This is a genomic window from Streptomyces prunicolor NBRC 13075, assembly GCF_000367365.1.
In the GTDB taxonomy this organism is placed as follows: Bacteria; Actinomycetota; Actinomycetes; order Streptomycetales; family Streptomycetaceae; genus Streptomyces; species Streptomyces prunicolor.
Window position 1 is genome coordinate 1 of sequence record NZ_BARF01000140.1, and the last position, 26134, is coordinate 26134.

The window sequence follows — 26134 nt, forward strand, 5'->3', positions numbered from 1 at the left end:
CGGGCAGGCGGCGGTGCCGTCAACTGTTCCGTCAGCCTCGACAACCGGTCACGGAAACGCCGTCGCCCCCGCACCGCCGGCAACACATTCTCCCCGGCCGCCGCGCTCACCAGGTGCTGCACGGTGTCCAGGTCCAGGTCAGTCCCCTCCGGTACGGCGAGCGACTCGTGGGCCAGGGAGGCGAGTTCGCGGTCACCGGAGCCCAGCGCGAGGACGGTCGCCCCGGCCCGCCGCGCATCGGAGACCCGCTCCAGCAGCGGATCACCTGGCCCCTCCGGCGACACCACCAACAGCGTCTCACCACGCCGGGCCGCCTCGATCCGCCCCAGCCCGACGGCCAGGTGGGCAGGATCGGAAGGGCGCGCGTCATGCCGTACAAGAGTCGGAGCCAGCTCCGGCGTACCGGACCACGCCGCCTCGTCGACCAGATGCGCCGCGAGATGCCACGGCTCGTACGCGGGCGTGCCCACCAGCAGCAGCCCACCCCCGTGCGACACCACCGACCCGCGCAACACCCCCGCGAACCGTCGCGTGGCCCCCAACCACTCGGTCCCGGCGAGCACTTCACGCAGCAGCGCGACCCGTACGGCGTCCATGGCCGAGCATCCTGCCCCAACCGGCCACTCGTGACGTGGAGTTCACCACGAATTCGCCCGACTTGGGGATGGTGCGGGCTCATCGGACTCATCGGTCCCGCACGCCGCACAAGGAGTCACCTCATGACAGAAACCGCAGAAGTATCCGTCCCCTTCGTCGCCGGCCAGGGAGGCTACGCGAGTTACCGGATCCCGGCAGTCGTGGTCACCGCCGCCGGCACCCTCCTCGCGTTCTGCGAGGGCCGCGTCGACTCCGCGAGCGACCACGGCCACATCGACATCGTCCTACGCCGCTCCACGGACGGCGGCCGCACCTGGGGCCCGCAGACCGTCGCCGCCGACAACGGCACCGACCTCGCGGGCAACCCCGCCCCCGTCGTCCTCGACACCGGCCGCGTCCTGCTCGTCCACGTCCGCTCGGCCGCGACCGCCACCGAGGACGCCATCCTGCGCGGCAAGGTGAAACCGGCCGACGGGCGCCGGGTGTGGGTGCGGTACAGCGACGACGACGGTGTCACCTGGTCGAGCCCGAAGGAGATCACCGAGCAGGTGAAGAAGCCCGAGTGGCGCTGGTACGCCACCACACCCGGGCACGCGATCCAGCTGAGCACCGGCCGTGTGGTCGTCCCCGGCAACCACACCGTCCCGCCCACCGGCACCGACGTAGGAAACGAGGCGAAGTACAACAGCGGCCACTGTCTGCTCAGCGACGACAAGGGCGAGACCTGGTCCCTCGGATACATCGACGAGAACCCGGACGGCTACATCAACTGCAACGAGACCACCGCCGCCGAACTCCCGGACGGACGCGTCTACTTCAACACCCGCAACGACTCGACGTCCCCAGGCAACCGCGCCGACGCGTATTCGCGGGACGGCGGGCAGACCCTCGTCAAGCCCTTCCGCCCGCAGGCCGGCCTCATCGCCCCGATCTGCGAGGGCAGCGTCCTCCAACTCCGCGCCCCCGACCTGCTGTTGTACTCCGGCCCCGGCGACCCGGCCGCCCGCGCCCTGATGACCCTGCGCGCCTCCACCGACGCCGGCACCACCTGGCGCCCGGCGTACACGGCCGACGGTCTGCCCGCCGCCTACTCCGACCTCGTACGGATCGACGACGACGCGGTCGGACTCCTCTACGAGACCGGGGACTTCGGGGCGTACGAGACGATCACGTTCAGGAGGGTCCCCGTGACGGACCTCACCTGAGCCGATCCGGGTGCCGAGCCGGACGTAAAGTCGGCCCATGACCTCTACCGACAGTGCTGCACAGACCCCCGCGACGGCCGCCGAGACCGCCCCCGCGAAGGCCCCCGCCAAGGACCCTTGGGACCTCCCCGACGTCTCCGGACTGGTCGTCGGCGTGCTCGGCGGGACCGGGCCGCAGGGCAAGGGCCTCGCCTACCGGCTCGCCAAGGCCGGCCAGAAGGTGATCATCGGTTCCCGCGCCGCCGACCGCGCGCAGGCCGCCGCCGAGGAACTCGGCCACGGGGTCGAGGGCGCCGACAACGCGGAGACCGCGCGCCGCAGCGACGTCGTGATCGTCGCCGTGCCCTGGGACGGCCACGGCAAGACCCTTGAGTCGTTGCGCGAGGAACTGGCCGGCAAGCTCGTCGTCGACTGCGTCAACCCGCTCGGCTTCGACAAGAAGGGCGCCTACGCGCTGAAGCCGGAGGAGGGCAGCGCCGCCGAACAGGCCGCCGTCCTGCTGCCCGACTCACGCGTCGCCGCCGCCTTCCACCACCTGTCGGCGGTGCTGCTCATGGACACGGAGATCGCCGAGATCGACACGGACGTGATGGTGCTGGGCGAGGAGCGCGCCGACGTCGAGATCGTGCAGGCGCTGGCCGGCCGTATCCCCGGCATGCGCGGTGTCTTCGCCGGCCGGCTGCGCAACGCCCATCAGGTGGAGTCCCTGGTCGCGAACCTGATCTCGGTCAACCGCCGCTACAAGGCACACGCGGGGCTGCGCGTCACCGACGTGTGAGCCGGGGAAGTCGATGGGGGACACTGGTCGACGCAGACAAGCGCAGTGTCCCCCCGACAGGAGCCGACCCCATGCCCCGCCTCTCCCTCCTCGCCGCCATCGCGTGCGTGCTGGCCACGGCCGCAGCGGTCCTCTCGTTCCTCCAGGGCAACTGGATCGGGATCGTGTGGGTGATGGTCGTGGGCCTGTCGTCCAACATGAGCTGGTACTACCTGCGCCGGGAGCGCGCGGAGCGCAAGTCCGTCACTGGCTGATCGAGCAGTACTCGTTGGTGCCCTGCCAGAAGCGGTACAGGTTCTGACCGCAGTAGGTCTCCAAGTCGCTGATGCCGAGGCCCCGCAGGATCGCGTCGATCACATCGAAGAAGTACGTGTTGATCGACGGCACCCACAGCAGCGCGAACACGAACAGCAGGCCGAACGGCGCGAACGGCTCCACCTGCCGCTTGATGTTGTGCGACAGCCAGGGCTCGATCACGCCGTAGCCGTCCAGGCCCGGCACCGGCAGGAAGTTCAGCAGCGCGGCCGTGACCTGGAGCAGCGCGAGGAACGCCAGCGCGAACCGGAAGTCCCGCGGTACCCCGTCCAGCGAGTGCAGCCAGAACGGCGCGGTGCAGACGGCCGCGAACAGCACGTTCGTCAGCGGACCGGCCGCCGAGATCAGGCTGTGCTTCCAGCGGCCCTGGATCCGGTTGCGCTCGATGAACACCGCGCCGCCGGGCAGACCGATGCCGCCCATGATGACGAAGATCACGGGGAGCACGATGCTGAGCAGCGCATGCGTGTACTTCAGCGGGTTGAGGGTGAGATAGCCCTTCGAGCCGACCGAGATGTCACCGCTGTGCAGGGCGGTGCGCGCGTGCGCGTACTCGTGCAGACACAGCGAGACGATCCAGGCCGCCGTCACGAACAGGAACACGGCGACGCCCGGCTGCTCGGCGAACCCGGTCCAGGTGGCCCAGCCGGTCACCGCCGTGACAGCCAGGATCCCGAGGAAGACGGGACTGATCCGCCGGTCACTGGGGCGGGTGGTGGTGGCGGTCATGGGGTCGGGCTCCCTGCTGGGTCGGTGGACGCGCGATGCCCGACGGTACCGGGCACTAGGGGAAAACGTCTCGCGAGCGGCCATCGGTTCCAGGGAAGGTAGGGGAAGGGGCCGGGGACGGGGGAAGGTGGGGACATGGGACTCTGGCACGCGTTCTACGACCCCGTCACCCCTCGGGAGCTTCCTCAGGTGGCGCGTCGTACCGCGCCCGGCGCCGCGCCGTCGTAGTCCGGCGCCGCGCCGCCGCAACCCCGTGACCGCTTTCCACGCCACCGGAGACAATGGACCCCGTGCGCTATCGCATCCTCGGCACCACCCAGGCACTCCGCCCCGACGGCACGCCCGTCCCGGTCGGCGGGGCGCGGCTGCGCGCCCTGCTCACCGTGCTCGCCCTGCGCCCCGGCAGGGCCGTGCCCGCGAGCCTGCTGGTGGACGAGGTGTGGGCCGGTGACCCGCCGGCCGACGCGACCGGCGCGCTCCAGGCGCTGGTGGGCAGGTTGCGCCGGGCGCTCGGCGCCGACGCGATCACCTCGTCGGAGAGCGGGTACCGGCTCGCCGCCGCCCCCGACGACATCGACCTGCACCGTTTCGAGCGGTTGACGGGGGAGGGGCTGCGGGCGCTGGCCGACGGCAACCCCGCGAAGGCGGCCGAGGCGCTGGACGACGCGCTGGCCCTGTGGGTCGGCCCGGCCCTGGCCGACCTCCCCGACCGCACGGCGGAGGCGGCCCGCTGGGAGACCCGTCGGCTGGATGCCCGCCGTGCCCGCCTGACGGCGTCCCTCGCCGTCGGCGAAGCGGACACCGCCCTCCCCGAACTGACCGCCCTCTGCGACACCCACCCCCTCGACGAACCCCTCCAGTCCCTCCGCCTGAGGGCCCTGCGCGCGACGGGCCGCACGGCGGAGGCACTGGCCGCCTACGAGGACGTACGACAACTGCTGGCGGACCGGCTGGGCTCCGACCCGGGGCCCGAACTGCGGGCGCTGCACGGGGAGTTGCTCGCCGTCACCCCCGACGTCCCCACCCCCACCCCCGCGGACGCCCCGCTCCCCGGCAACCTCCGCGCCCGTCTCACCTCCTTCGTCGGCCGAGAAGCCGACATCGACGTCATCCGGGGTGATCTCGCCTCGGCCCGCCTCGTGACGCTGCTCGGGCCCGGTGGGGCCGGGAAGACGCGCTTGTCGCAGGAGGTCGCCGAGGGGGTGCGGTACGTGGCGCGGGACGGGGTGTGGCTGGCCGAACTCGCCCCCGTCGACGACCCGGACGCCGTACCGACGGCCGTCCTCACCGCCGTGGGCGCGCGCGAGACGGTGATGTACGGCGCCGGCGCCGAGGCGATCCGGGCCGCCGGGGGAGACCGGCACGACGAGCCGCTCGACCGGCTCGCGGAGCACTGCGGCAGGCGCAGGATGCTGATCGTCCTCGACAACTGCGAGCACGTCGTGGACGCCGCCGCCCGCCTTGTGGAGGCCTTGCTGGAGCGCTGCCCCGAGCTCACCGTGCTCGCCACCAGCCGCGAACCCCTGGGCGTACCGGGCGAGTTGCTGCGCCCGGTGGAGCCGTTGCCCGACCCCGTCGCGCTACGGCTGCTCGCCGACCGCGGGGCCGCCGCCCGGCCGGGGTTCAGCGTCGAGGACGACCCCGAGGCCTGTGCCGAGATCTGCCGCCGCCTCGACGGACTGCCCCTCGCCATCGAGCTGGCAGCGGCCAGGCTGAGGATGTTGACGCCGCGTCAGATCGCCGACCGGCTCGACGACCGCTTCCGGCTGCTCACTTCGGGCAGCCGTACGCTGCTGCCCCGCCAGCAGACCCTGCGGGCCGTCGTCGACTGGTCCTGGGACCTGCTCGACGCGGACGAACGGGACGTGCTGACCACCCTGTCCGTCTTCGCCGGCGGCTGCGACCTCGCCGCCGCCGAGGCCGTGTGCGGGCCGGTCGCGTTCGAGACGCTCGGCTCCCTCGTCGACAAGTCCCTTGTGGTGGCCGCCCCTTCGGGCGACGGGGAGATGCGCTACCGGCTCCTGGAGACCGTCGCCGAGTACGCGGCCGAACGGCTCGACGAGTCCGGCCGCCGCCCCCGCGCCGAGCGCGCCCACCTGACGTACTACCGCGAACTCGCCCGCACCACCGACCCGTTGCTGCGCGGCCCCGGCCAACTCGCCGCCGTAGGACGGCTGGAGCTCGAGTACGAGAACCTCCGCACCGCCCTGCGGCACGCCGTCGCCGAGCGCGACGAGCAGGAGGCCATCTGCCTGGTCCTGTCGCTGATCTGGTACTGGCAGATGCGCGACGTCCGCATCGAGGCCCGCAACTGGTGCGTCGAGGTCATGGCCCTGGGCCCCGACCCCTTCGCCACCCCCCTCCGCCGCGCCGAACCCGTCTGGCAGCGCTGCACCGACATCCCGCCCCCGCTGACCGGAGAACTCCTCGCCGAGGCCCGGCGCGGTGTCCATCTCGCCCATCTGTCCTGGATGGACACGGAGTTGGAGGCCTGGGAGGCACCGGGGGCGAAGGAGAAACTGCGCCTGATCACCGAGGTCTACGAACCCGGCTACCCGCAGACCTGCCGTGCGCCCGGCATGTTCTGGTTCTTCGCCGTGATGCTCAGCGGCAGCGTGGAGCGGCTGCCCGTGATCCTCGAAGCCGCCGTCCAGACCTGCCGCTCCACCCCCGGCATGGAGTGGGAACTCGCCACCACCCTCCAGATGCGCGCCAACATGCTCGCCAACCGCAGCGACTGGGCGGGCGACGCGGCCCGGGACGCCGACGAGTCGCTGGCGATCTTCTGCCGGCTCGGCGACGACTGGGGCACCGCCGAGGCGCTCTCCGCACGCGCCGAGGCCCGGGAACGCACCGGCGAGTACCGTCTCGCCGCCGTCGACTACGAGGCCGCGATCGAACACGCCGAACAGCTCGGCGCCCGCGGCCAGACGGCCGTGCTCCGCGCCCGGCTCGGCAGCGCGCTCATCGAGGGGGGAGAGTCCGAACGGGGCGAGCACATGCTGCGCGAGGTGATTGAGAGGCCGTACGGTCCGGCGAGCAACGAGGCGATGCCCGCCGCCCGGATGTTCCTCGCGGGTTACCTCGGCCTGACCGGCCGGGCCGTCGAGGCGCGCGAGGAACTGCGGCTGCTGCGCGAGGAGTTCTCGATCGCCCACTTCGTCGTCTTCGACGCGTTCATCCTCGGCTCGGAGGCCTGGGTGGAGGCGCTCGACGGCAACTACGAGGAGTGCCTGGACAAGGTAGGGCAGGCGCTGCAACGGGCCGGCGACCCACTCTCCGAGGCCATCGCCCCGCACATGAGGCCGCTGTACCTGGCCATCGCCGCGGTCGGCCTCGCCGGGGCCGACGGCGGCAGCCGGGCCCGGGACAGCGTCCGCTGCATCGTCGCGGCACGGGAGTTGCTGCCGCCCGGACACGTCAGCACGTCCCTGGAACGCGAGGTGTACCTCCGGGCCGAGCGGCACGCGCGCGCCGCACTCGGCGACGAGACCTTCGAGACGTACGAGGCGGAGTACGCCGAAGGCGGCGGCCTCTCCGTGGAGGAGGCCGCCGCCCTGGTGCGAAGCTGACGCGTACCGGTGGGACGCGACTGTGGAACGTACCGGTCCGGCCCGGTCAGGTCTTGGTGCGGAACTTGTAGATCGAGATCGGGGCCATCACCGCGGTGAGCCCCACCGACCAGGCCAGCGTCAGCAGCGTGCCGTGGGCGACCGGGCCGCCCACCATCAGCCCGCGGGCCGCGTCGGCCAGGGCGGAGAGCGGGTTGTAGTCGGTGAAGTTCTGCAGCCAGCCCGGCATCGACTGGGTCGGCGCGAAGATCGACGAGCCGAACTGGAGCGGCATCAGCACCAGGAAGCCCATGGCCTGCACGGACTGTGCGCTCTTCATGGTCACGCCGAGGGTGAGGAACACCCACATCAGGGCCGAGCCGAACACCGCGGACAGTCCGATCGCGGCGAGCATGCCGAGCCAGTGGTGGATGTGGAAGCCGACCAGGACACCGACGACCATCAGCACGGCGGACGCGACCAGCATCCGCATCATCTCGACCGAGATCTTGGCGATCAGCACCGAGGCACGCCCGATGGGCAGCGACCGGAACCGGTCCATGACCCCGGTGTGGAAGTCGGTGTTGAAGCCGGTACCCACCCCCTGGGCCATGTTCATGCCCATCATGGCGAGCAGACCGGGCACGACGTACTGCACGTATGCCTCCTGCCCGCCGCCGAGCGACTGCCCGATCGAGCCGCCGAAGACGTACACGAACAGCAGCGTGAAGATGACCGGGAACAGGATGGCGTCGAACATCGACTCCGGGTCCTGCCGGATCCACAGCAGATTGCGGCGGATCAGCGCGCCGGTGTGGCGCAGATGGTTGCGCAGCGGGATACGGGGGTCCGCCGCGGATACGCCGGCGGAATTCACGGTGACGGCGCTCATACGGCGACCTCCTCGCGGTCGTGGGTGGGCACGGAGTCCTGCGGGGCGCCGGCGCGGTGTCCGGTGAGGGACAGGAACACCTCGTCCAGGCTGGGGAGTTCGGTGGTGATGGAGGCGATGACGATGCCACGCGCGCTCACCGCGCCGACGACAGCGGTCAGTTGCTCGTCGCTGAGGATCGGCACCAGGACGGTTCCGCTCTCCACGTCGACGGTGACGGTGGCGAGTCCGGTGATGCCCAAATCGTCCAACGCCCGTGCGAGCGGCCGCAGTTGCAACGGATCGGCGGGCCGAATCCGCAACGCACGCCCCCCGACCCTGGCCTTCAACTCGTCAATGGCACCACCCGCTACGACCTTGCCGTGGTCGACGACGGTCAACTCGGAGGCGAGCGCCTCGGCCTCCTCCATGTACTGGGTGGTGAGCAGCACGGTCACGCCACCACCGACCATGGACTTCACCTCGTCCCACACCTCCATGCGGGTGCGCGGGTCGAGCCCGGTGGTCGGCTCGTCCAGGAACAGCACCTGCGGATGCCCGATCATCGAGGCCGCGAGGTCGAGCCGCCGCCGCATACCGCCGGAGTAGGTGCTGGCGGGCCGCTTGGCCGCGTCCGTCAGCGAGAACCGCTCCAGCAGTTCGTCGGCGCGGGCCCGGGAGTCCTTGCGGGACAGGTCGAGCAGCCGCCCGATCATGTACAGGTTCTCCCAGCCCGGGAGCTTCTCGTCCACGGAGGCGTACTGGCCGGTGAGGCCTATCACCCGGCGCAGCTGGCGGGGCTGGCGCAGGACGTCGTAGCCGGCGACGGTGGCCTCGCCGGAGGTCGGGGCGAGCAGCGTGGACAGGATCCGTACGAGGGTGGTCTTACCGGCACCGTTCGGCCCGAGCACACCCATCACGGTGCCCTCCCGGACGTCCAGGTCGACGCCGTCCAGCGCCTTGGTCTCGCCGTAGTGCTTGACCAGCCCCCGCACGGACACGGCCGTGCCGCCGGAATTCATGTCGATTCGCGTCATGCCGATGACAGTGCCAGGGCCTGCCGACAGAACACCTACATCCCACCGACAGCCCCCGACAACCGACCGACACCGCTTGCCCACCCCAACGCGTCCGGGGTTTGGCGGCGAGGCCCGTTCAGTCCAGCCCTTTGCCCGCCTGCCCGCCTGACGCGGTCCCTCAGGAGGCACGCCCCATCCCAGCCCGTCCGGCGTCTGAGGACGAGGCCCCTTCAGGGTCGATGGGGGTCTGGGGCGGAGCCCTCAGGGGCGGGCGGCAGGCGGAAAAGGGGCAGCCCGCCGACGGGGGAAGATCGGCGGGCTGCCTATGTGCCGCAGTGGCTCTATGAGTTCAGGACGTCAGTGGACCGAGTGCTCCTCAAGCGGGAACGCCCCGCCCACCACATCCTCCGCGAACGCCTTCGCAGCGTCCCCCATGACGGAACGCAGATCGGCGTACTGCTTCACGAACTTCGGCATCTTCCCCCCGGTCAGCCCCAACATGTCGGTCCACACCAGGACTTGGGCGTCGGTCTCGACCCCCGCCCCGATCCCGACCGTGGGAATGTGCAGCACCCGAGTCACCTCGGCCGCCAACTCCGCCGGAACCAGCTCCAGTACGACCGCGAACGCCCCCGCGTCCTGCACGGACTTCGCGTCCCGCAGCAACTGCTGAGCCGCCTCCTCGCCCCGCCCCTGCACCCGGTACCCCATCGAGTTCACGGACTGCGGGGTGAGCCCGATGTGGGCCATGACCGGGATCCCGGACTCGACCAGCAGCCGGATCTGTTCGTGCGACCGCTCGCCGCCCTCCAGCTTCACGGCGCCCACCCCGGCCTCCTTCACCAGCCGGGTCGCCGAGCGCAGCGCCTGCACCGGACCCTCCTGGTAGGAGCCGAAGGGCAGGTCGGCCACGATCAGGGCGCGGCTCGTGCCCCGTACGACGGCCGCGGAGAGCATGGTCATCTCGTCCAGCGTGACGGGCACGGTCGACTCGTACCCGAGGTGGCAGTTGCCCGCCGAGTCGCCGACGAGCATGACCGGGATGCCGGCCTCGTCGAAGACGGACGCGGTCATCGCGTCGTAGGCGGTGAGCATGGGCCACTTCTCGCCGCGTTCCTTGGCGAGGGCGATGTCGCGAACGGTGATACGGCGTGTGCCCTTGCCTCCGTACAGCGTCTTGCCGCCGTCGGAGGAGCTGTTCTTCCCAGCCTGGGCAGCCGAAAGCTGCGTCATTGCAACGGCTCCTTCAGTCATCTTGAGGCACCCTCACGGCGTCCCCAGATCCCCTCCATGGTGGCACCTCGTGCCACGGAGGGCCAGAGGGACCCCTGTCACCCGCATCACGCCGCTCACGCCCCGCACTCGACGCGGTGTGCGTAAGGTCTGAGTAAAATATTTACGATACGGTAACGTCTCGTATCGGAATTCGCCCGGCGTTCCCTAGTCTGGACCGCATGACCACTCCACCCGTCCCTGGCACCCGGATACCCGAAGCAGTGCACCGCCGCCGCTGGGCCATCCTCGGCGTGCTGATGCTGAGCCTGCTGATCGTGGTGCTCGACAACTCGATCCTCAACGTCGCCATCAAGACCATCTCCACCCCGGCCCCGACCGGCCTGGGCGCGACACAGAGCGAGCTGGAGTGGGCGATCAACGCCTACACCCTCGTTTTCGCGGGCCTGCTGTTCACCGCGGGCCTGCTCGGTGACCGGATCGGCCGCAAGAAGGTCCTGCTCGGCGGGCTCGTCGTGTTCGGCATCGGCTCCGCGCTCGCCGCCGAGTCCGGTTCGCCGGACCAACTCATCGGCTACCGCGCCCTGATGGCGCTCGGCGCCGCCTTCGTGATGCCCGCCACCCTCGCCGTCCTCATGAACGTCTTCGAGCGCGACGAGCAGCCCAAGGCCATCGGCATCTGGGCCGGCGGCGTCGGCCTCGCCATCGCCATCGGCCCGATCACCGGCGGCGTGCTCCTCGACCACTTCTGGTGGGGCTCGGTCTTCCTGATCAACGTGCCCATCGTGCTGGTCGCCCTCGCCCTGATGATCTGGCTGGTCCCCGACTCCCGCGACCCGAAGCCCGGCCGCCTCGACCCGGTCGGCGTCGTCCTGTCCGTCGTAGGCCTCGTCCTGCTGGTCTACGGCATCATCGAGGGCGGCGAGCTGGCCGACTTCACGGCGCCCAAGGTGCTGTCGACGATCATCGCCGGGGTCGTGGTCCTCGCCGGGTTCGTCTGGTTCGAGAAGCGCAGCGACCACCCGTCCATCGACGTCACGTACTTCAAGAACAAGGTGTTCTCGGCCGCGATCGCCGCCATCGCGCTGGTCTTCTTCGCGCTGATGGGCGTGACCTTCTTCTCGGTCTTCTACACCCAGAGCGTGCGCGGCTACTCGCCGCTCCAGACCGGCCTGCTGATGCTGCCGCTGGCCGCCGCGCAGATGATCTTCGCGCCGCGGGCCCGGCTGGTCGTCGACCGGTTCGGCAACAGGATCACGACCGGCGTCGGCCTGCTGCTGCTCGCCGGGATGCTCGCCGCCTTCGCGACCCTCAAGGCGGACACGCCGATCTGGATCCTGGAGGTCATCTTCTTCCTCATGGGCACCGGCATGGCGCACGTCATGACCCCGACCAGCGTCGTCATCATGCAGGCCCTGCCGCGCGAGAAGGCGGGCTCCGCGTCCGCGCTGAGCAACACCTTCCGCCAGGTCGGCGGCGCCCTCGGCATCGCCGTCCTCGGCTCGGTGCTGTCCACGGCGTACCGCAACGGCATCGAGGGCAAGCTCGGCTCGGTACCGGCCGCCCTGCGCGACACCGCCGGCGAGTCCATCGAGGCCACCCTCGGCGTCGCCGCGAAGCTCGGCCCGCAGGGCAAGGCCCTGGTCACCCCGGCCAACGACGCCTTCCTGCACGCCATGCACGTCACCGCGCTGTGCGGCACGGGCGTCGCGCTCATCGGCGCCGTGGTGGCGTTCCTCTTCCTGCCCGGCAAGCCTCCGGTCCCTCAGGAGGGCAAGGAGGAGCCGGAGTTGGTCGTCGTAGGGGAATAGCGAGGACAATCACCCGAGAACGGGAACGGGGGAACAGCGGAAGGGACGGAGTGAAGTGAGCCTTGCCGACAACGGCACCGGTACCGACAACGGCACCGCCACCGCCACCGGTACCGACAATGGCACCGGCGACGGCAGCGACAGCGGGACTCGGCCGTCGTGCGCGCCCACCAGGGGACGCCCGCGCAGCGAGGCCGTCGAACGGGCCATTACGGAGGGCGTGATGAAGCTCCTGGAGGACGGCGTGCCGTTGGCCGAACTCTCCATCGAGCGCATCGCCCGTACCGCCGGAGTCGGCAAGGCCACCATCTACCGCCGCTGGCCGGGCAAGGAGGAACTCTTCGTCGACGTCGTCCGCGAGGCCGAGCCGCAGGACCCCGAACTGCCCGGCACCTCCCTGCGCGACGACCTCGTGGCGATGATGGAACAGCTGCGCCAGCGCGGCCTCATGACCCGGTCCTCGGCGCTCCTGCACAACGTGTTCGCACAGATGAAGAGCAGCCCGAAGGTGTGGGCCGCCTACCACGCGACCGTCGTGGACCCCCGGCGCCGCAAGCAGGTGGACATCCTGCGCCGGGCCCAGGAGAACGGCGAACTCCGCACCGACATCGACGCCGAGCTGATGAACGACATGCTGGTCGGCCCGATGCTCCTGCGCACCGTCATGCGCGCCGACGCGGACCTCCCCGAGGGCCTGTCGGAACTCCTCGTCGACACCGTGCTGGTGGCCCTACGGCCCGTCAGGACCGAGATCTGAGCACGCGTCCGAATGTGCGCGTTCCGTCACAGAAGCCGCTGTCGTCGCGCGTGTTCGGAACTTCGGACACCGACTTGTTCGTCCTCGTGCCCGTACGGGCCGTCATGGGACGGCGGATCGGAACCGATCATCCCCTAGGGTCGTAGGCGCGGGGACGATGGTGTGCACGGCAGGTAGTGAGGCGACGGTATGGCACAGCAGGCGTATGTGGCGGAGACGGACGACGGCGGCTCGGGGGATCAGCCGCGCGGATCCCGGCTTCGGCGCCTGTGGAACAGACTGCTCGACGGTTGGCGCGGCGACCCGAGGATCTGGCGCCGGGGCCTGATCCTCGCCGCGCTCGCGATCCTCCTCGCCCTGGTCATGCTGCTGCATTCCCGCATCCCGAACCGGATCGGCAACCTCGGCAGTCTCACGGAGACGTTCCTGCCGTGGTTCGGGCTGATGATCCCGGTGCTCCTGATCCTCGGCCTGGTCCGTAAGTCGGCGACCGCGCTCATCGCCGTCGTCCTCCCGACGATCGTCTGGCTGAACCTCTTCGGCGGGCTGCTGCTCAGCGACAAGACCGGCACCGGCGGCGACCTGACGGTGGCCACGCACAACGTCAACGCCGAGAACCCCGACCCGTCCGGTACGGCCCGTGACGTCGCCGCGTCCGGCGCGGACATCGTCGCCCTGGAGGAGCTGACGGCCTCGGCGGTCCCGACGTACGAGAAGGCACTCGCGTCGACCTACAAGTACCACTCGGTCGAGGGCACGGTCGGGCTGTGGAGCAAGTACCCGATGAGCGGGATCAAGGCCGTGGACATAAAGCTGGGCTGGACGCGCGCGATGCGCGCCACCGTCGCCACCCCCGAGGGACAGATCGCGGTCTACGTCGCCCACCTCCCCTCGGTGCGGGTGAAGATCGAGGCCGGGTTCACGGCCCGGCAGCGCGACAAGAGCGCCGACGCGCTGGGCGAGGCCATCGCCGCCGAGCCGCTGAAGCGGAAGATCCTCCTCGGCGACCTGAACGGCACGATGAACGACCGCTCGCTGAACGCCGTCACCGCCCAGATGCGCTCCACGCAGGGCGCGGCGGGCAGCGGCTTCGGCTTCAGCTGGCCGGCGTCGTTCCCGATGGCACGGATCGACCAAATCATGGTCCAGGGCGTCGAACCGGTGACGTCGTGGACCCTCCCGAAGACGGGCAGCGACCATCTCCCGATCGCCGCCCGTGTGAACCTCGACACGAGCTCTTAACCTCGTGGAATAGCGGGCCTGGGAGTCTTTGTTCCGTAACTGAACTTAAGCTCGGTAACACGGAACTCCGCTCTCCCTCGAAAGGCACAGGCACTTCCATGCCCCTGGCCCTGCTCGCTCTGGCCGTCGGCGCTTTTGGTATCGGCACCACCGAATTCGTGATCATGGGCCTGCTGCCCGAGGTCGCGGACGACCTGCACGTCTCGATCCCCACGGCGGGCCACCTGGTCTCGGCGTACGCGCTGGGCGTCGTCATCGGCGCCCCGCTCCTCGCGGCGGTCACCGCCCGCCTGTCCCGCCGCACGGTCCTGATCGGCCTGATGGTCCTGTTCGTGGTGGGCAACGTCCTCTCGGCCTTCGCCGCGAACTACGACTACCTCCTCGCGGCCCGCTTCCTGAGCGGCCTGCCGCACGGCGCCTTCTTCGGCGTAGGAGCGGTCGTAGCTACGACCATGGTCGCGCCCGAACGCAAGGCCCGCTCCGTCTCCCTGATGTTCCTGGGCCTCACGGTCGCCAACGTCGTGGGCGTACCGGCGGCCACGCTGATGGGCCAACACCTGGGCTGGCGGGCCACATTCCTCGGCGTGAGCGCGATCGGTGTCGCGGCGATAGCGTCCCTGGCGTTCCTGATCCCGCACGACCACGCACACGCGCCCGCGGTGGGCCTGCGCCGCGAGCTGGCGGCGCTGAAGTCCCTCCCGGTATGGCTGGCGTTGGGCACCACAGTGGCCGGCTTCGGCGCACTCTTCTCGGCGTACAGCTACATCACCCCGATGCTCACGGACGCGGCGGGCTTCGCCGACGGCAGCGTGACGCTGCTGCTGGCCCTGTTCGGCGTGGGCGCGACGGCCGGCAACCTGATGGGCGGCCGCCTGGCGGACCACTCCCTGCGGGGCACCCTGTTCGGCGGCCTGCTGTCCCTGGCCGGGGTCCTGGCCCTGTTCCCGCTCCTGATGACGACGGAGTGGACGGCGGCACTGGCGGTGATCCTCCTGGGCGTGGCGGCGTTCGTGACCGGCTCCCCACTCCAACTGATGGTGATGGAAAAGGCCTCGGCAGGCCCGTCGTTGGCCTCCTCCGCCAACCAGGCGGCCTTCAACTTGGCCAACGCGGGCGGCGCTTGGATCGGCGGCCTCGCCTTGGCGGCGGGCTTCGGCGCCACGTCGCCCGCACTGGCCGGTGCGGTGTTGGCGGTACTGGGGCTGGGAGTCGCGGCTACGGCGGCGACGGTGGACCGGCGCCGGGCGGTACCGGGGCGGGAGCGCGTGGTCGCGGCTCACGTCCCCGAACAGGCACCGGCGCTGCACCCCTGACCTCTGCCCACCCTCCCACCCGTCTCGGTTGGTTGAGAGGTTCGCCTCTTGGTCGACAGGGTTGGGTACCTCGTCGCGCGGACTGCCGACGACTGTCAAGACCGTTCCCCTAGGCCGCCAGGCAACCCATCTGCACACACGCCCTCCGGGACGGAGCGGGTGCAGAGTACCGGGCTCGGGCCCCTTACTCGGGGGCCGTGGTCCACACGCGGTCCACTGGCTCTGCTCCACAGCCAACAGCATCTACTCCGGCCCGTAGTGGCCCACGCACCACAGTGCGAGTGGAAGCCCAGGGCCGCGTCAGCGCCCCCAGAACGGAGAGGGCTCCACCAGCATGTTGCGCCGTGCCCCCACCATGGCCTCCTAACAGTGAGAGCGTGTGGTACCGGCAGCCTCCTCTGGTCCCAAGGATCGGGCAGCCTGTTGGCCAGGGGCTCGGCCTTGTCCCAGAGTGATATCTGGCCATCGCGAACAACGGTTTCTGTGTACCGCCGTTACCGTCACTCGTGGGACCTACTCGAACGCAAAAACTAACTGCGCGGGTCACCTCCGCGCGCCTAACATCAAATTTCGCAGATGAGGAACACAGAGACGCGGCAACAGTCTGGGGCAGCCATGAGGAAGATCGACGAGTTGGGCGTCTTCTGGGTAGAAGACCACGAGGATGACGAGTTGCAGGGCCGCCTCCTATTCGATCCAGAAGAAGACGGAATCACGCTCTCCCTCATCGGAACCTTCAATTCCGTTCCCCCGAATGAGAACGGCGAGCTAATCCGTATCCTAGGGTGGATTGGGAAAGACAAAGTCACCCTGGAGCGTTGCTTTTCTGGAGGCACCTTTCACAGATCTCCGGGAGTCCCAGAAAGCAACTACCGAGCGAACGCGCTGCTTCTAGGCCATCACGTATCTGAACCTTCACCAGAATTCCAATCAGCTTCCGTTTCGCTGAGTAACCTGGACAACTGGATTGGCCGCAACGCCATCACTCAAGAGTCGACTTCAAGCGATGAGGACGAGAAAACGCGATATGATTTTACCTATCGCCTGAAGTCCCTCGATGGTGAGGTGTGCAGGTTCTCCCGCGGGGAGATCGCGCTGCGTTTTGCATGGAACACGAACAGTGATGAATTCCACAGCGTTACACTAAAGCAGTGGCCTGTACTGAAAATCACATACGATGAAAGGCGGACTCTAGATGAAATCCAGAAGGACATCGGCCTTCTGGAGAGCTTTTTGACTCTATGCGCTGGCGCCCCAACGAGCATTGACAGGCTACTGCTACGCCGTCCAGATATTCGAGTTACCATGCTTTCCGGCGAAGAGGGCCCTGCGGAACAAGAGATCGAATTCTTCGCCCAACCCTTGAGGTATAGCGATCCTCTCGACCGTAAGCCCATCCAGCGACACCGCATGCTTCTCACTTATGACGAGATCGGCGGAATTTCAACCGTTGCAAATTGGCTTGACATTGCGCCGCGATTTCACTCTGCGCTCAACTCGCTCATGAGTGTCTGGCGGGCCAAACAAATGTTTGCCGAAAATAGATTTCTGAATGTAACCTTCGCAGCGGAAGCGTTCCATCGCATCACTCAGGGTGGCTCCTATATGGATGACGGGGAGTTCAAGGCCCTTCTGCAATCATATATTGACAGCACTCCGGAGGAACATCACCCTTGGCTGCTCGGAAGGATTTCCTACGGAAACGACCTACCCCTTGTTAAACGACTCCGTCAGCTTGCCGGGCGTTCCGCACCAGCAACGCGTGGCCTGATCAAAAACAAAGGGCAATGGGCTGGCCTCCTCTCGCGAGTCCGTAACGAATTGACTCACATGGGAGAAGTCGCACGGTCATTCGGAGGAGCAGAGCTCGCATTCCTCACCGAGTCCGTAATTTCAGTCGTCCGGGTCTGCATGCTTCTGGAGTGCGGAGTCGAATCTGAAATTCTTCGAGCCAAGGCGGATTCATATGCAATAATCTGGTATAAGCCCCGACTGGAACGCGCTCTTGAAGTGGTGCGGCGCGACTTTTCTTAAGTTTTTTTGCAGGTATGTAGGGCTCTCTCTCGTGACCGGCTGCTGCAAAGCCGTATGGACAACGGGTGTCAACGCGGTGCCGTATTGGCTGGGCAACCGTGCTCGCAACCCACCTGGCAGCTAAATCACGCCGTCAGCCTCACGGTGCCCCACGTGACCAGTATCTCGTCAACCTGACGCTAATCTGGTGAACTCGCCTCTTTGAAGGGATCGGTCTGAGATCCTGGAGACCGATCGAGAGGGGTCGCAGGTATGGAGTGGAAGACGCATGGTGAGCGGCAGATCTACACGAACAAGTGGGTGAATCTGTGTTTGGTCGACGTCCAGCAGCCTGACGGGCGCAGGTGGGAGTACCACGTCGTTCGCCTGCGGCACCTGGCCGTGGCCGCCGTGGTCAACGACCGCCAAGAGGTCCTGATGATGTGGCGGCACCGTTTCATCACGGACTCGTGGGCCTGGGAGTTGCCCATGGGCCTGGTCGAGGAGAACGAGACTCCGGAGGAGGCGGCGGCCCGCGAAGTCCTGGAAGAGACCGGCTGGCGCCCTGGAGCCATCAAGCCCCTGATCTACGCCGAGCCGGCCAATGGCATCACCGACTCGCAGCACCACGTCTTCCGTGCGGACGGTGCGACTTACGCTGGACCGCCCACTGAGAAGAACGAGTCCGACCGCATCGAGTGGATCCCCCTCTCGGAGGTGCGCGGCATGATCGACCGTCGCGAGGTCGTGAGCAGCGGCTCGCTCGTCGGCCTGCTCTACCTGCTCATGGACGAAGCGATCCGCTGACCGGTGGGAGAAGCGCCCGTAGCCGTGCCTCGAAGGCCAGGGCTACGGGCTCCTGCCTGTGTGGGGCCAACTGGTCGTAGAACTCCCTGAGATGGCCCGAGACTCTCTCGGAGCCCACTGCCGACGCTGGCTCCAGTGCTTGTGTTGCGGTGTGGCACGCCTGCTCAAGCTTGCCCTGGTCCAGTTGCGTGCGAGCCAGCCAGAACGAGTGAAACGCCCGGCCGCGTTGGTTGGTGTGGGCCTCGCGCCGCAATGCGTCCGCGATCAGGGGTTCCGCGGTCGCGGCCTCGCCCAGCCGGCCGTGAGCGATGCCCGTGTCCACGATCAGCTTTGTCTCGTCGAAGTACGTCACCCATGACGGGTCCGGGTTGCTCGGCCGGATCTCCTCGAAATGGTGGTGCGCTTCCCCGATCGCCCGGTGAGTGGAGTCCCGGTTGCCGAGCATGGCGTGAGCGAAGGCTTCACGCATCGACAGCATGGACTGGCCCCGTGGAGTGGTGTCGAGTGCCGAGCGGGCCTGGTCCTGGGCGGCAGTCACGAGGGCCAGAGAGTCCGCAGGCTTGTCCTGGTAGGTGCCCTGCAAGCTCATACAGGCAAGGACGTTGGCCATGAACTGACGGTCGTCAATCTCCTTGGCCAGTTGCAGTGCCTCGGTGAAGTACGCGCGAGCCTGGTTGTACTGGCGGGCGTCGAAGTAGGTCCAGCCGGTGAGGCGGGCCAGCTCGGCCGCGATTCCGTACAAGCCCTGCTGAATGGACGGCGGACGGTTCTCCTTCAAGAGTCCCACCACATGGCGGAGTTGGCCGACGATGGCTGGCCTCAGAGCCTGGCCTCCGTGCTGATCGTCCCGTCGCCAGTAGTCCTCGATGGACGAGCGAAAAGCTTCAAGTGTGGCCGCGCTCAAGCTCGTTCGCGTAGCCAGCGCCAAGATGCTGTCCACATCAGGGCCAGGTAGAGACGCGGGGGTCTGCTGCTCGGGCTCCGGTGCTTGGGGGGGCTCTCGCTCCGTGACCACGAGGGCTTGAGGCGTCTCCCAATCGCGACGTGCAAGCCCCAGCATGTGCCCCGGGATGCGCAAGCCGTCCGCGATGCGCTCGACGACGTCCATGTGCTGCAACTGGCGTTGCCCTGCGATCACTTCGCCGACACGGCTGGGCGTCAGCTCGCAGCGCCTGGCGATCATCGACGGGTAGATGCCTGCCTTCGTCTTCACCAGTCGGAAGACCTTGGCGAAGTCCCGTGACCGACAGGCGCTGATCATCTCGGGATCGGTGAGCAGCCTGGCAGGAAGTTCCTGCGGCCGGTCTGCGTCGGGCATTGGCAAGCTCCCACACTGCGAGGGCTACGCAACGTCGCTGATTATCTACTTACCGCAATATTACCCAAGTTGGGTAATCAGCCTGACCTTTTGGCACGGGTCCCCCGATCGCGATGCTCCTTCACATGGCGAGCAACCAGCAGACCAGACCAGGCATCGGTGAACTGGCGAAGGACAGCGCCCGCGACCGGATCGGCATCGTCATGGGTGAGGTCGGCGGCCGAGTGCAGATAAGGCCCATCGGCGGCGGCACCGAATGGGATGCCATGCCGGACAACGTGGTGGCGCTCAGTCCACGAGAGGAACTCAGCGCACGCCTGGCCATCAAGAACGCCAACAGCCGGGATGGGCTGTGATGCGCGATCAGCCGATAAGCAGGAGCCCTGTTCACCATCGCGATCAGCGGCTCGTGCGGCCTGGTGATCGGCACGACTCTCGCCAAGGACCAGTAGACCGGCCGCTCCCGAATGGACTCCAACTCCCGCCTCCGCCTTGCCCGTTCGGGGCCGGCCATCCAACCCACGCACCGTCACACACAAGGAGTACTCGCATGACGACAACGGCGAACGATCGGAAGACCGGTCGCGCGGTGGCTGGTGAGGAGCTGTTCGAGAGCCTCGCCCACTTCGTGGTCGTCCACAACGGACAGTCGCCCCAGCGCGCCGAACGGATCGCGGACCAGGCGGTCGCCTTCCTGGTCACCGCAGCCACGGCCACCGTCCCCATGGTCCCGTCGGACGACGTCGACCTCGGCCTGCACGCGCTCATCCTGCACACGAGGGAGTACGCGAAGCTGTGCGAGCGGTACGCGGGCCGCTTCCTGCACCACAACCCGAAGCCGGGCGGCGGAGGCCGCGACCCGGAGAAGGTAGTCACCTCGGCACGCGCCATGAAGGCGGCCGGGTTCATGGTCTTCGACGACCTGTGGATCGTAGGCGGCAGGAACCTCGCGCAGTGCGACTCGGACTGCGGCCGACCGTACGGTCAGGCGTAGCACCCACCACATCAGCGACGCGGCCGACCTCACTCGTGGTGTCGGCCGTTCGCCTGGAAGGAGAACAGACGTTGTCCGCGTCACCCCCTGAACTGCCGATCGTGGTGCTCGACGCGCTCATGCCCTCGGCCCAGCGCCTCGTACTCAACCGCCGGGGCTCCATGGTCTGGGAGGTTCAGAGCCATCGGGGCCACTACGCCGTGAAGGTCGGCTATCCGATCGAGGCCACCGCCGACTGGCCCGCCCAGCCCTGGACCGCCCTCGCACCCGCGCGCGAGGGGGCCGTGCTGCATCGCCTCGGCGCCGTCGACTTCGCGTACGGCGAGTGGGAGCAAGGGACTTGGAACTTCCAGCCGTGGCGCGAAGGGCCGGATCTGTACCAACTGTGGGAGCCGTGCCGACGACCTGGCTCGTCCATCGCACCGAGTACCACCGTGGCGGCGAGTTGCGTCCAGGCGTTGGCCGAACTCCACGCCAAGGGCTGGGTACACGGTGATGTGCAGCCCGCCCACTTCATCGTCGGACCGGAGCAAACCCACCTCATCGACCTCGCTCTTGCCCGAGGCGGAGACGTGCCCAAGGGGTACGACTTCCCGTTCCGCGGCTGCCTCGTCCACTACGAGGCACCGGAGATCGCCCGCAGCGTGCTCTCCACCGGAGAAGCCGAGCCGACCGAGGAGGCCGACATCTACGCGCTCGGCGCCTCCCTGCTCATCTCCGCCACCGGCTGGCGGGCCATGGCGTACCCGGACGACGCTCCCCGCACGGTGCAGAGAGAAGCCGTGGCGAATGGTCGGCGACGGCCGGTGAAGGTACGTGGTGAACTAGGCGAACTGGTCGACGCGATGCTCAGCCCTGCACCAGAGGACCGACCCACCATCTACGAGGTGGGCAAAGCCCTGAACTGAATCCGAAGCGCGGCGACATAGCCCGACAGACATGAGCGAGAGCTCCTTCCGATGAAGGGGCTCTCCCCTCTCGGACCTCGGTCCCTTGCCCACCTCACCGGGCCGTACGGGATGGCACGTTCCCCGTCCCTGAAGCCGCGTGACCTTCAGCCCCATGCCTCAACGATCAAGGCCCAGTGCATGAGGAACGCCCCGGACCCAAGCGGCCCGACCCGGTTCTTCCGCGGCGATGCGCTCCAGCACCTCGCTGAACCGCCGACGCTCACCCGAATTCATCCCGCCGAGCTCATGGGCGACGTCTTCCAGGGTGCTCAACGCCGCATGCGAGTCATGCCCCACCTCGACGAGATCCTCCAAGGTCGCCACCGCCGTCAGCAGGGCTCTGACCACTGCGTCTCCCTGAACCACGGCTTCGCCCACTAGTCGAATCGCCCCAAATCCCGCAGCCAAACCGCCGCCGACCCATCCGAAGGCGCCCGCCAGTCCCCCCGAGGCGACAACGACCCCCCCGCCGAAACCTTCGGCCCATTGGGCATGGCCGACCGCTTGAACTGTGCGAACCCGAAGAACCGCCGACAGAACACCTCCAGCCACGACCGGATCTCGGGCAGGTCGTACGCGACCCGCTTGGCTTCCGGGAAGCCGGGAGGCCAGGCCCCGCCCTCCACGTCGTGCCACGCATGCCACGCCAAGAACGCGATCTTCGACGGCCGGAACCCGTACCGCAGCACATGGAACAGCGTGAAGTCGTGCAGCGCGTACGGCCCGATCTTCGACTCCGTCGACTGCATCTCCTCGCCCGGTACCAGCTCCGGACTGATCTCCGTGTCGAGGATCGCGGTGAGGATCTTGCCGGTCTCCTCGTCGAACTGGTCGCTGCTGACGACCCAGCGGATCAGGTGCTGGATCAGGGTCTTCGGGACGCCGGAGTTGACGTTGTAGTGGCTCATCTGGTCACCCACGCCGTACGTCGACCAGCCGAGCGCCAGCTCCGAGAGGTCGCCGGTGCCGAGCACGATGCCGTTGCGCTGGTTGGCGAGGCGGAACAAGTAGTCCGTGCGCAGGCCCGCCTGGACGTTCTCGAAGGTGATGTCGTACACCGGCTCGCCGGAGGCGAAGGGGTGGTCCATCTCCTTCAGCATCAGGCGTGCCGTCGGCGTGATGTCCAGCTCGGCCGCCGTGACGCCGATCGCCCGCATCAGCGCGTGGGCGTTGTCCTTCGTGTGGTCGCTGGTCGCGAAACCGGGCAGCGTCCACGCCAGGATGTCGCTGCGCGGGCGCCCCGCGCGGTCCATCGCGCGCGCGGCGACGATCAGCGCGTGTGTGGAGTCGAGGCCGCCGGAGACTCCGATGACGACCTTCGGGCCGCCGATCGCGGCGAGGCGTTGTTGCAACCCCTCGACCTGGATGTTGTACGCCTCGTAGCAGTCCTGCGCGAGGCGCTCCGCGTCGGCCGGTACGAAGGGGAAGCGCTCCAGACTCCGGCGCAGTCCCAAGTCCGTGAGCGGCGGGGCGAGTTCGAAGGAAACCGTGCGGAAGTCGGCCGTCCTCGCCCGGTGGGTACGGCGGTTGTCGTCGAACGTGCCCATCCGCTGGCGCTCCTGCCGCAACAGGTCCAGGTCCACGTCGGCCACCGCGTACTCGTCGCCCAGCGGGAAGCGTTCCGTCTCGGCCAGCAGTGCGCCGTTCTCGTAGACCATGGCCTGGCCGTCCCACGACAGGTCCGTGGTCGACTCGCCGAGGCCGGCCGCCGCGTAGACGTACGCGGCGAGACAGCGGGCGGACGCCGAGCGGCAGAGGAGTTTGCGGTCCTCTGCGCGGCCTACCGTGATCGGGCTGCCGGAGAGGTTGACGAGGACCGTCGCGCCGGCGAGGGCCGCCTCCGCGCTCGGCGGCACCGGCACCCACATGTCCTCGCAGATCTCCGCGTGCAGGACCAGGGACGGTACGTCCTGCGCCGCGAACAGCAGATCCACCCCGAACGGCACGTTCTCGCCGCCCACTTGGATCGAACCGCCGCGCTCGTCCGCGCCGTCGGCGATCTGGCGGCGCTCGTAGAACTCCCGGTAGTTCGGGGGGTACGACTTCGGTACGACGCCCAGGATCCGGCCCCGGTGCACCAGCACCGCGCAGTTGTAGATCCGGTTGCGGTGTCGCAGCGGGGCGCCGACGACCAGTACCGGGAGGAGGTCCGCCGAGCCCGTCACCACGTCCCGTAGGGCCGTCTCCACCTCGTCGAGCAGGGCGTCCTGGAGGAGCAGGTCCTCGATGGAGTAGCCGCACAGGCCCAGCTCCGCGAAGACGGCGACCGCGACGCCCTCCTCGGAGCAGCGGCGGGCGTGGCGCAGGACGGCCTCGGCGTTGGCGTGCGGGTCCGCGATCACGGTGTGGCCCGTGCAGGCGGCGACGCGGGCGAAGCCGTGCTGATAGATCGACCAGAAGTTCAGTGGAGGCACGGGGTCCACTGTAATCGCCTGTAATCGTCAGGGCGACGCAATGGGGTGGCGTGAGGTGTGGTGCACCCCACGCCACCCCATTACAGGTGACTACTTGCTACCGCTACGAGGTCAGTGGTGACCCTGCGAGCGGGTGAACGACTGGACGTAGCCGTTCGCGGGCGTGCCCACGCCGGTCACGTCGTCGTAGCCCTTCACCGCGGACAGCGAGCTGTCCTTGCCGAGGCTGCGGACCGAGGTCAGCAGGCCGTCGGTGGCGTCGACGCTGTTGGCGAAGTCCACGCGCGCCACCGCCAGGCCGGAGCCCGTCGGGTTGTCGGTCACGTCGTGGTAGGCCTTCGTGCCGTACTTGGAGTAGATCGACGGGTTGGCGAAACCGATCGCCTTGCCGCCGCGCGCCTCCTGGGCCAGGGCCTGGACCGCCGCGATCACCGGGGAGGCGAGCGAGGTGCCGCCGATCCGGTACTCGCTGTACTGCACCGAACCGTCGGGGAAGGTCTGCGTCTGGCCGACCTTGAAACCGGTGTTCGGGTCGGCGATCGCCGAGATGTCCGGGACGACGCGGTTGCCGGTGGCGCTGTTGGCCTTGGCGAGCGCGTCCGGGACGACACCCTTCTGGTAGAAGGGCTCGGCCACCGTCTTGCTGGTGCCGCCGCCCGCGCCCGAGGTGAAGGCGCCGGGGAAGCTGGTCCAGCTCTTGCCGTCCGTGGACAGCGAGGCCTTCTCGGTGCCCCAGCCGGTCTCCCACAGGTACTTGTCGCCCTTGCCGACCGCCAGCGAGGTTCCGCCGACCGCCGTCACCCACGCCGAGTTGGCCGGGGTGTCGACCTGCTTCGTACCGGTGTTGGCGACCTCGTCGCCGTTGTCACCGGAGGAGAAGTAGAAGCCGATGCCCTCGACCGCGCCCAGCTGGAACACCTGGTCGTAGGCGGCCGCGAGGTCCGGGGTCTGGTTGGCCTCGATGTCGCCCCACGAGTTGGAGACGATGTCGGCCAGGTGGTTGTCGACGACCTTGCTGAGCGAGTCGAGCAGATCGTCGTCGAAGCAGGACGCGGCACCCACGTACGTGATGTTCGCGTCCGGCGCCACCGCGTGCACGGCCTCGACGTCGAGGGTCTCCTCGCCGTACCAGCCGGACGCGTCACAGGCCTCGGTCTGCGTGTAGTCCGAGGGCAGCACCTGCTTCAACTGACTGGTGGAGTACTTCTGGTCGCCGTGGTTCTTCGCGTAGGTGGCCGCGTCGAAGGCGATCGTCGGCGAGGCGTAGGCGTCGGTGATGGCGACGCGCACGCCCTTGCCCGTGTACTTGCCCGCACCGTAGGCCGCACGCAGCTGCTTGCCGGTGTAGCCCTGGACGGCGTACGGGATCTTCTTGCCGTACGCCGACGGCAGGGTGGTCGCCGTGTTCGAGCCGTAGTACGAGGAGAACGGACCGGCGTTCTTGAACGCCGCCCCCGGCCCCGGCAGCGTGTCGTCGTGGCTCGCCGTGTGCGGCGCGTTGTCCAGACCGGTCACGGTCAGGACGGCACCGTTGAGGCTGTCCGGCGCGGAGGCCGTCTTCGACGGGGCGCGGTAGGTCTTCGCGCCCTTCGAGTAGTTGTGCAGCGAGGTGCTGAACGCCTTCTCGACCGCGGCCACGTCACCGGAGACCGTGACGTAGTGCTGCGTGGTGCCGGTGACCTTCAGCCCGGCGGACTTCAGCCAGGACTTGACGGCGGTCACCTGGGCCGTCGTGGCGCCGAAGCGCTGCTGCACCTGAGCGGCGCTCAGGTACTTGCCGTACAGGGCCGAACTCGGGTCCGAGACGGACTTGGCGTACGCCGCGAGGCCGGAGGCATCCCGGCCGGCGAGGTAGACCCGGGCGGAGACCTTGGAGCTGTCGGAGGTCGCTCCCTTGTCCGCCTTGGCCGTCGCCCACGCGGGCTTGGTGCCCGCGAGCGTGTCCCGGCCCGGGCTGTCCGCGGCGTGCGCCGCGGGTATGCCGAGCGCCAGCGCCCCGGCGATCATGGGCAGTGTCGCTGCCATGCTCACGCCGGCGCGCCTGGTGGCGCGATTGGATCTCATAAAACCCCCTGCTATGCGGTTCGACGCATGGAGTGGTTGGTCGTCGTCGATCCGTGCGGAACCCGCGGCGGGAGGGTCCGGGATGGATCACACGTGGGGCCACTCTTTCGATGAACCGTTCATGCCAGGGGAACGCAAAAGTCAAGAGAAGCC

At 68.5% G+C, this 26134-nt stretch carries 22 protein-coding genes; 13 read left to right on the forward strand and 9 right to left on the reverse strand.

Going from position 1 to position 26134, the window contains the following annotated elements:
• Positions 1-596, reverse strand: a 596-nt coding sequence (locus tag SPR02S_RS51040; protein ID WP_019064797.1) for a hypothetical protein, incomplete at its 3' end; no start/stop codon positions are given.
• Between the two features lie 123 nt (positions 597-719).
• On the opposite strand from SPR02S_RS51040, the gene SPR02S_RS51045 reads away from it, so the two are divergent.
• From SPR02S_RS51045 to SPR02S_RS51055, 3 genes are all read left to right on the forward strand, one after another.
• Positions 720-1802 (forward strand): sialidase family protein, encoded by a 1083-nt coding sequence (locus SPR02S_RS51045; protein WP_019064798.1) that lies wholly within the window; start codon positions 720-722, stop codon positions 1800-1802.
• Positions 1803-1839: 37 nt separating this feature from the next.
• The gene (gene npdG / locus SPR02S_RS51050) at positions 1840-2580 is read left to right on the forward strand and encodes an NADPH-dependent F420 reductase (protein ID WP_019064799.1); all 741 of its coding nucleotides are present in this window, start codon (positions 1840-1842) and stop codon (positions 2578-2580) included.
• Positions 2581-2651: 71 nt separating this feature from the next.
• Complete coding sequence (locus tag SPR02S_RS51055) at positions 2652-2834, forward strand: hypothetical protein (RefSeq protein WP_019064800.1); 183 nt, start codon at positions 2652-2654, stop codon at positions 2832-2834.
• Here SPR02S_RS51055 and SPR02S_RS51060 read toward each other — a convergent pair.
• Positions 2824-3624, reverse strand: coding sequence for a site-2 protease family protein (locus tag SPR02S_RS51060; RefSeq protein WP_019064801.1), 801 nt, complete (start codon positions 3622-3624; stop codon positions 2824-2826). The genes SPR02S_RS51055 and SPR02S_RS51060 overlap by 11 nt on opposite strands.
• A gap of 281 nt (positions 3625-3905) precedes the next feature.
• Between SPR02S_RS51060 and SPR02S_RS51065 the strand changes: the two genes are divergently transcribed.
• A complete protein-coding gene (locus SPR02S_RS51065; RefSeq protein ID WP_019064802.1) occupies positions 3906-7196 on the forward strand; it encodes an ATP-binding protein in 3291 nt (1096 codons plus the stop codon).
• A 46-nt stretch (positions 7197-7242) separates the two neighbouring features.
• On the opposite strand, the gene SPR02S_RS51070 is transcribed toward SPR02S_RS51065, so the two are convergent.
• From SPR02S_RS51070 to panB, 3 genes are all read right to left on the reverse strand, one after another.
• Entirely contained in the window at positions 7243-8067 is an 825-nt protein-coding gene (locus tag SPR02S_RS51070) for an ABC transporter permease (protein WP_019064803.1), read from the reverse strand.
• Positions 8064-9083, reverse strand: coding sequence for an ATP-binding cassette domain-containing protein (locus SPR02S_RS51075; RefSeq protein ID WP_020684306.1), 1020 nt, complete (start codon positions 9081-9083; stop codon positions 8064-8066). The genes SPR02S_RS51070 and SPR02S_RS51075 overlap by 4 nt, the downstream gene beginning before the upstream one ends.
• A 339-nt stretch (positions 9084-9422) precedes the next feature.
• The gene (panB, locus tag SPR02S_RS51080; protein WP_019064805.1) at positions 9423-10298 is read right to left on the reverse strand and encodes a 3-methyl-2-oxobutanoate hydroxymethyltransferase; all 876 of its coding nucleotides are present in this window, start codon (positions 10296-10298) and stop codon (positions 9423-9425) included.
• A 221-nt stretch (positions 10299-10519) separates the two neighbouring features.
• Here panB and SPR02S_RS51085 point away from each other — a divergent pair, with 221 nt between their 5' ends.
• From SPR02S_RS51085 to SPR02S_RS51105, 6 genes are all read left to right on the forward strand, one after another.
• Positions 10520-12109 (forward strand): MFS transporter, encoded by a 1590-nt coding sequence (locus SPR02S_RS51085; RefSeq protein ID WP_174447617.1) that lies wholly within the window; start codon positions 10520-10522, stop codon positions 12107-12109.
• Between the two features lie 55 nt (positions 12110-12164).
• Positions 12165-12866, forward strand: coding sequence for a TetR/AcrR family transcriptional regulator (locus SPR02S_RS51090; protein ID WP_019064807.1), 702 nt, complete (start codon positions 12165-12167; stop codon positions 12864-12866).
• A gap of 189 nt (positions 12867-13055) precedes the next feature.
• Positions 13056-14108, forward strand: a complete 1053-nt coding sequence (locus SPR02S_RS51095; RefSeq protein WP_019064808.1) for an endonuclease/exonuclease/phosphatase family protein — start codon at positions 13056-13058, stop codon at positions 14106-14108.
• 98 nt (positions 14109-14206) lie between these two features.
• Positions 14207-15421 (forward strand): MFS transporter, encoded by a 1215-nt coding sequence (locus SPR02S_RS51100; RefSeq protein WP_019064809.1) that lies wholly within the window; start codon positions 14207-14209, stop codon positions 15419-15421.
• A 615-nt stretch (positions 15422-16036) separates the two neighbouring features.
• Positions 16037-17455 carry an ApeA N-terminal domain 1-containing protein gene (locus tag SPR02S_RS63710; protein WP_158698016.1) on the forward strand — a complete coding sequence of 473 codons (1419 nt, stop codon included), beginning with the start codon at positions 16037-16039 and terminating at the stop codon, positions 17453-17455.
• 252 nt (positions 17456-17707) lie between these two features.
• On the forward strand, positions 17708-18241 hold the full coding sequence (locus tag SPR02S_RS51105; RefSeq protein WP_019064810.1) for an NUDIX hydrolase: 534 nt from the start codon (positions 17708-17710) through the stop codon (positions 18239-18241).
• Here SPR02S_RS51105 and SPR02S_RS51110 read toward each other — a convergent pair.
• Positions 18219-19559 (reverse strand): NsdA family TPR-like regulatory protein, encoded by a 1341-nt coding sequence (locus tag SPR02S_RS51110; RefSeq protein WP_019064811.1) that lies wholly within the window; start codon positions 19557-19559, stop codon positions 18219-18221. The two genes, SPR02S_RS51105 and SPR02S_RS51110, sit on opposite strands and share 23 nt — an antisense overlap.
• A 113-nt stretch (positions 19560-19672) precedes the next feature.
• Here SPR02S_RS51110 and SPR02S_RS51115 point away from each other — a divergent pair, with 113 nt between their 5' ends.
• The 3 genes from SPR02S_RS51115 (at position 19673) to SPR02S_RS51125 (ending at position 21461) form a co-directional block, all read left to right on the forward strand.
• Positions 19673-19915, forward strand: coding sequence for a hypothetical protein (locus tag SPR02S_RS51115; RefSeq protein WP_019064812.1), 243 nt, complete (start codon positions 19673-19675; stop codon positions 19913-19915).
• 194 nt (positions 19916-20109) lie between these two features.
• Positions 20110-20553: a glycine-rich domain-containing protein gene (locus SPR02S_RS51120; protein WP_019064813.1), complete on the forward strand. Its 444-nt coding sequence runs from the start codon at positions 20110-20112 to the stop codon at positions 20551-20553.
• 71 nt (positions 20554-20624) lie between these two features.
• Positions 20625-21461 (forward strand): protein kinase domain-containing protein, encoded by an 837-nt coding sequence (locus SPR02S_RS51125; protein WP_019064814.1) that lies wholly within the window; start codon positions 20625-20627, stop codon positions 21459-21461.
• A gap of 159 nt (positions 21462-21620) precedes the next feature.
• On the opposite strand, the gene SPR02S_RS63715 is transcribed toward SPR02S_RS51125, so the two are convergent.
• The 3 genes from SPR02S_RS63715 to SPR02S_RS51140 form a co-directional block, all read right to left on the reverse strand.
• Complete coding sequence (locus tag SPR02S_RS63715) at positions 21621-21851, reverse strand: hypothetical protein (RefSeq protein ID WP_158698017.1); 231 nt, start codon at positions 21849-21851, stop codon at positions 21621-21623.
• A 29-nt stretch (positions 21852-21880) separates the two neighbouring features.
• Positions 21881-23917, reverse strand: a complete 2037-nt coding sequence (locus SPR02S_RS51135) for an NAD(+) synthase (protein WP_174447618.1) — start codon at positions 23915-23917, stop codon at positions 21881-21883.
• A gap of 111 nt (positions 23918-24028) precedes the next feature.
• The gene (locus tag SPR02S_RS51140; RefSeq protein WP_019064817.1) at positions 24029-25942 is read right to left on the reverse strand and encodes a S53 family peptidase; all 1914 of its coding nucleotides are present in this window, start codon (positions 25940-25942) and stop codon (positions 24029-24031) included.
• Between the last annotated feature and the right edge of the window lie 192 nt (positions 25943-26134).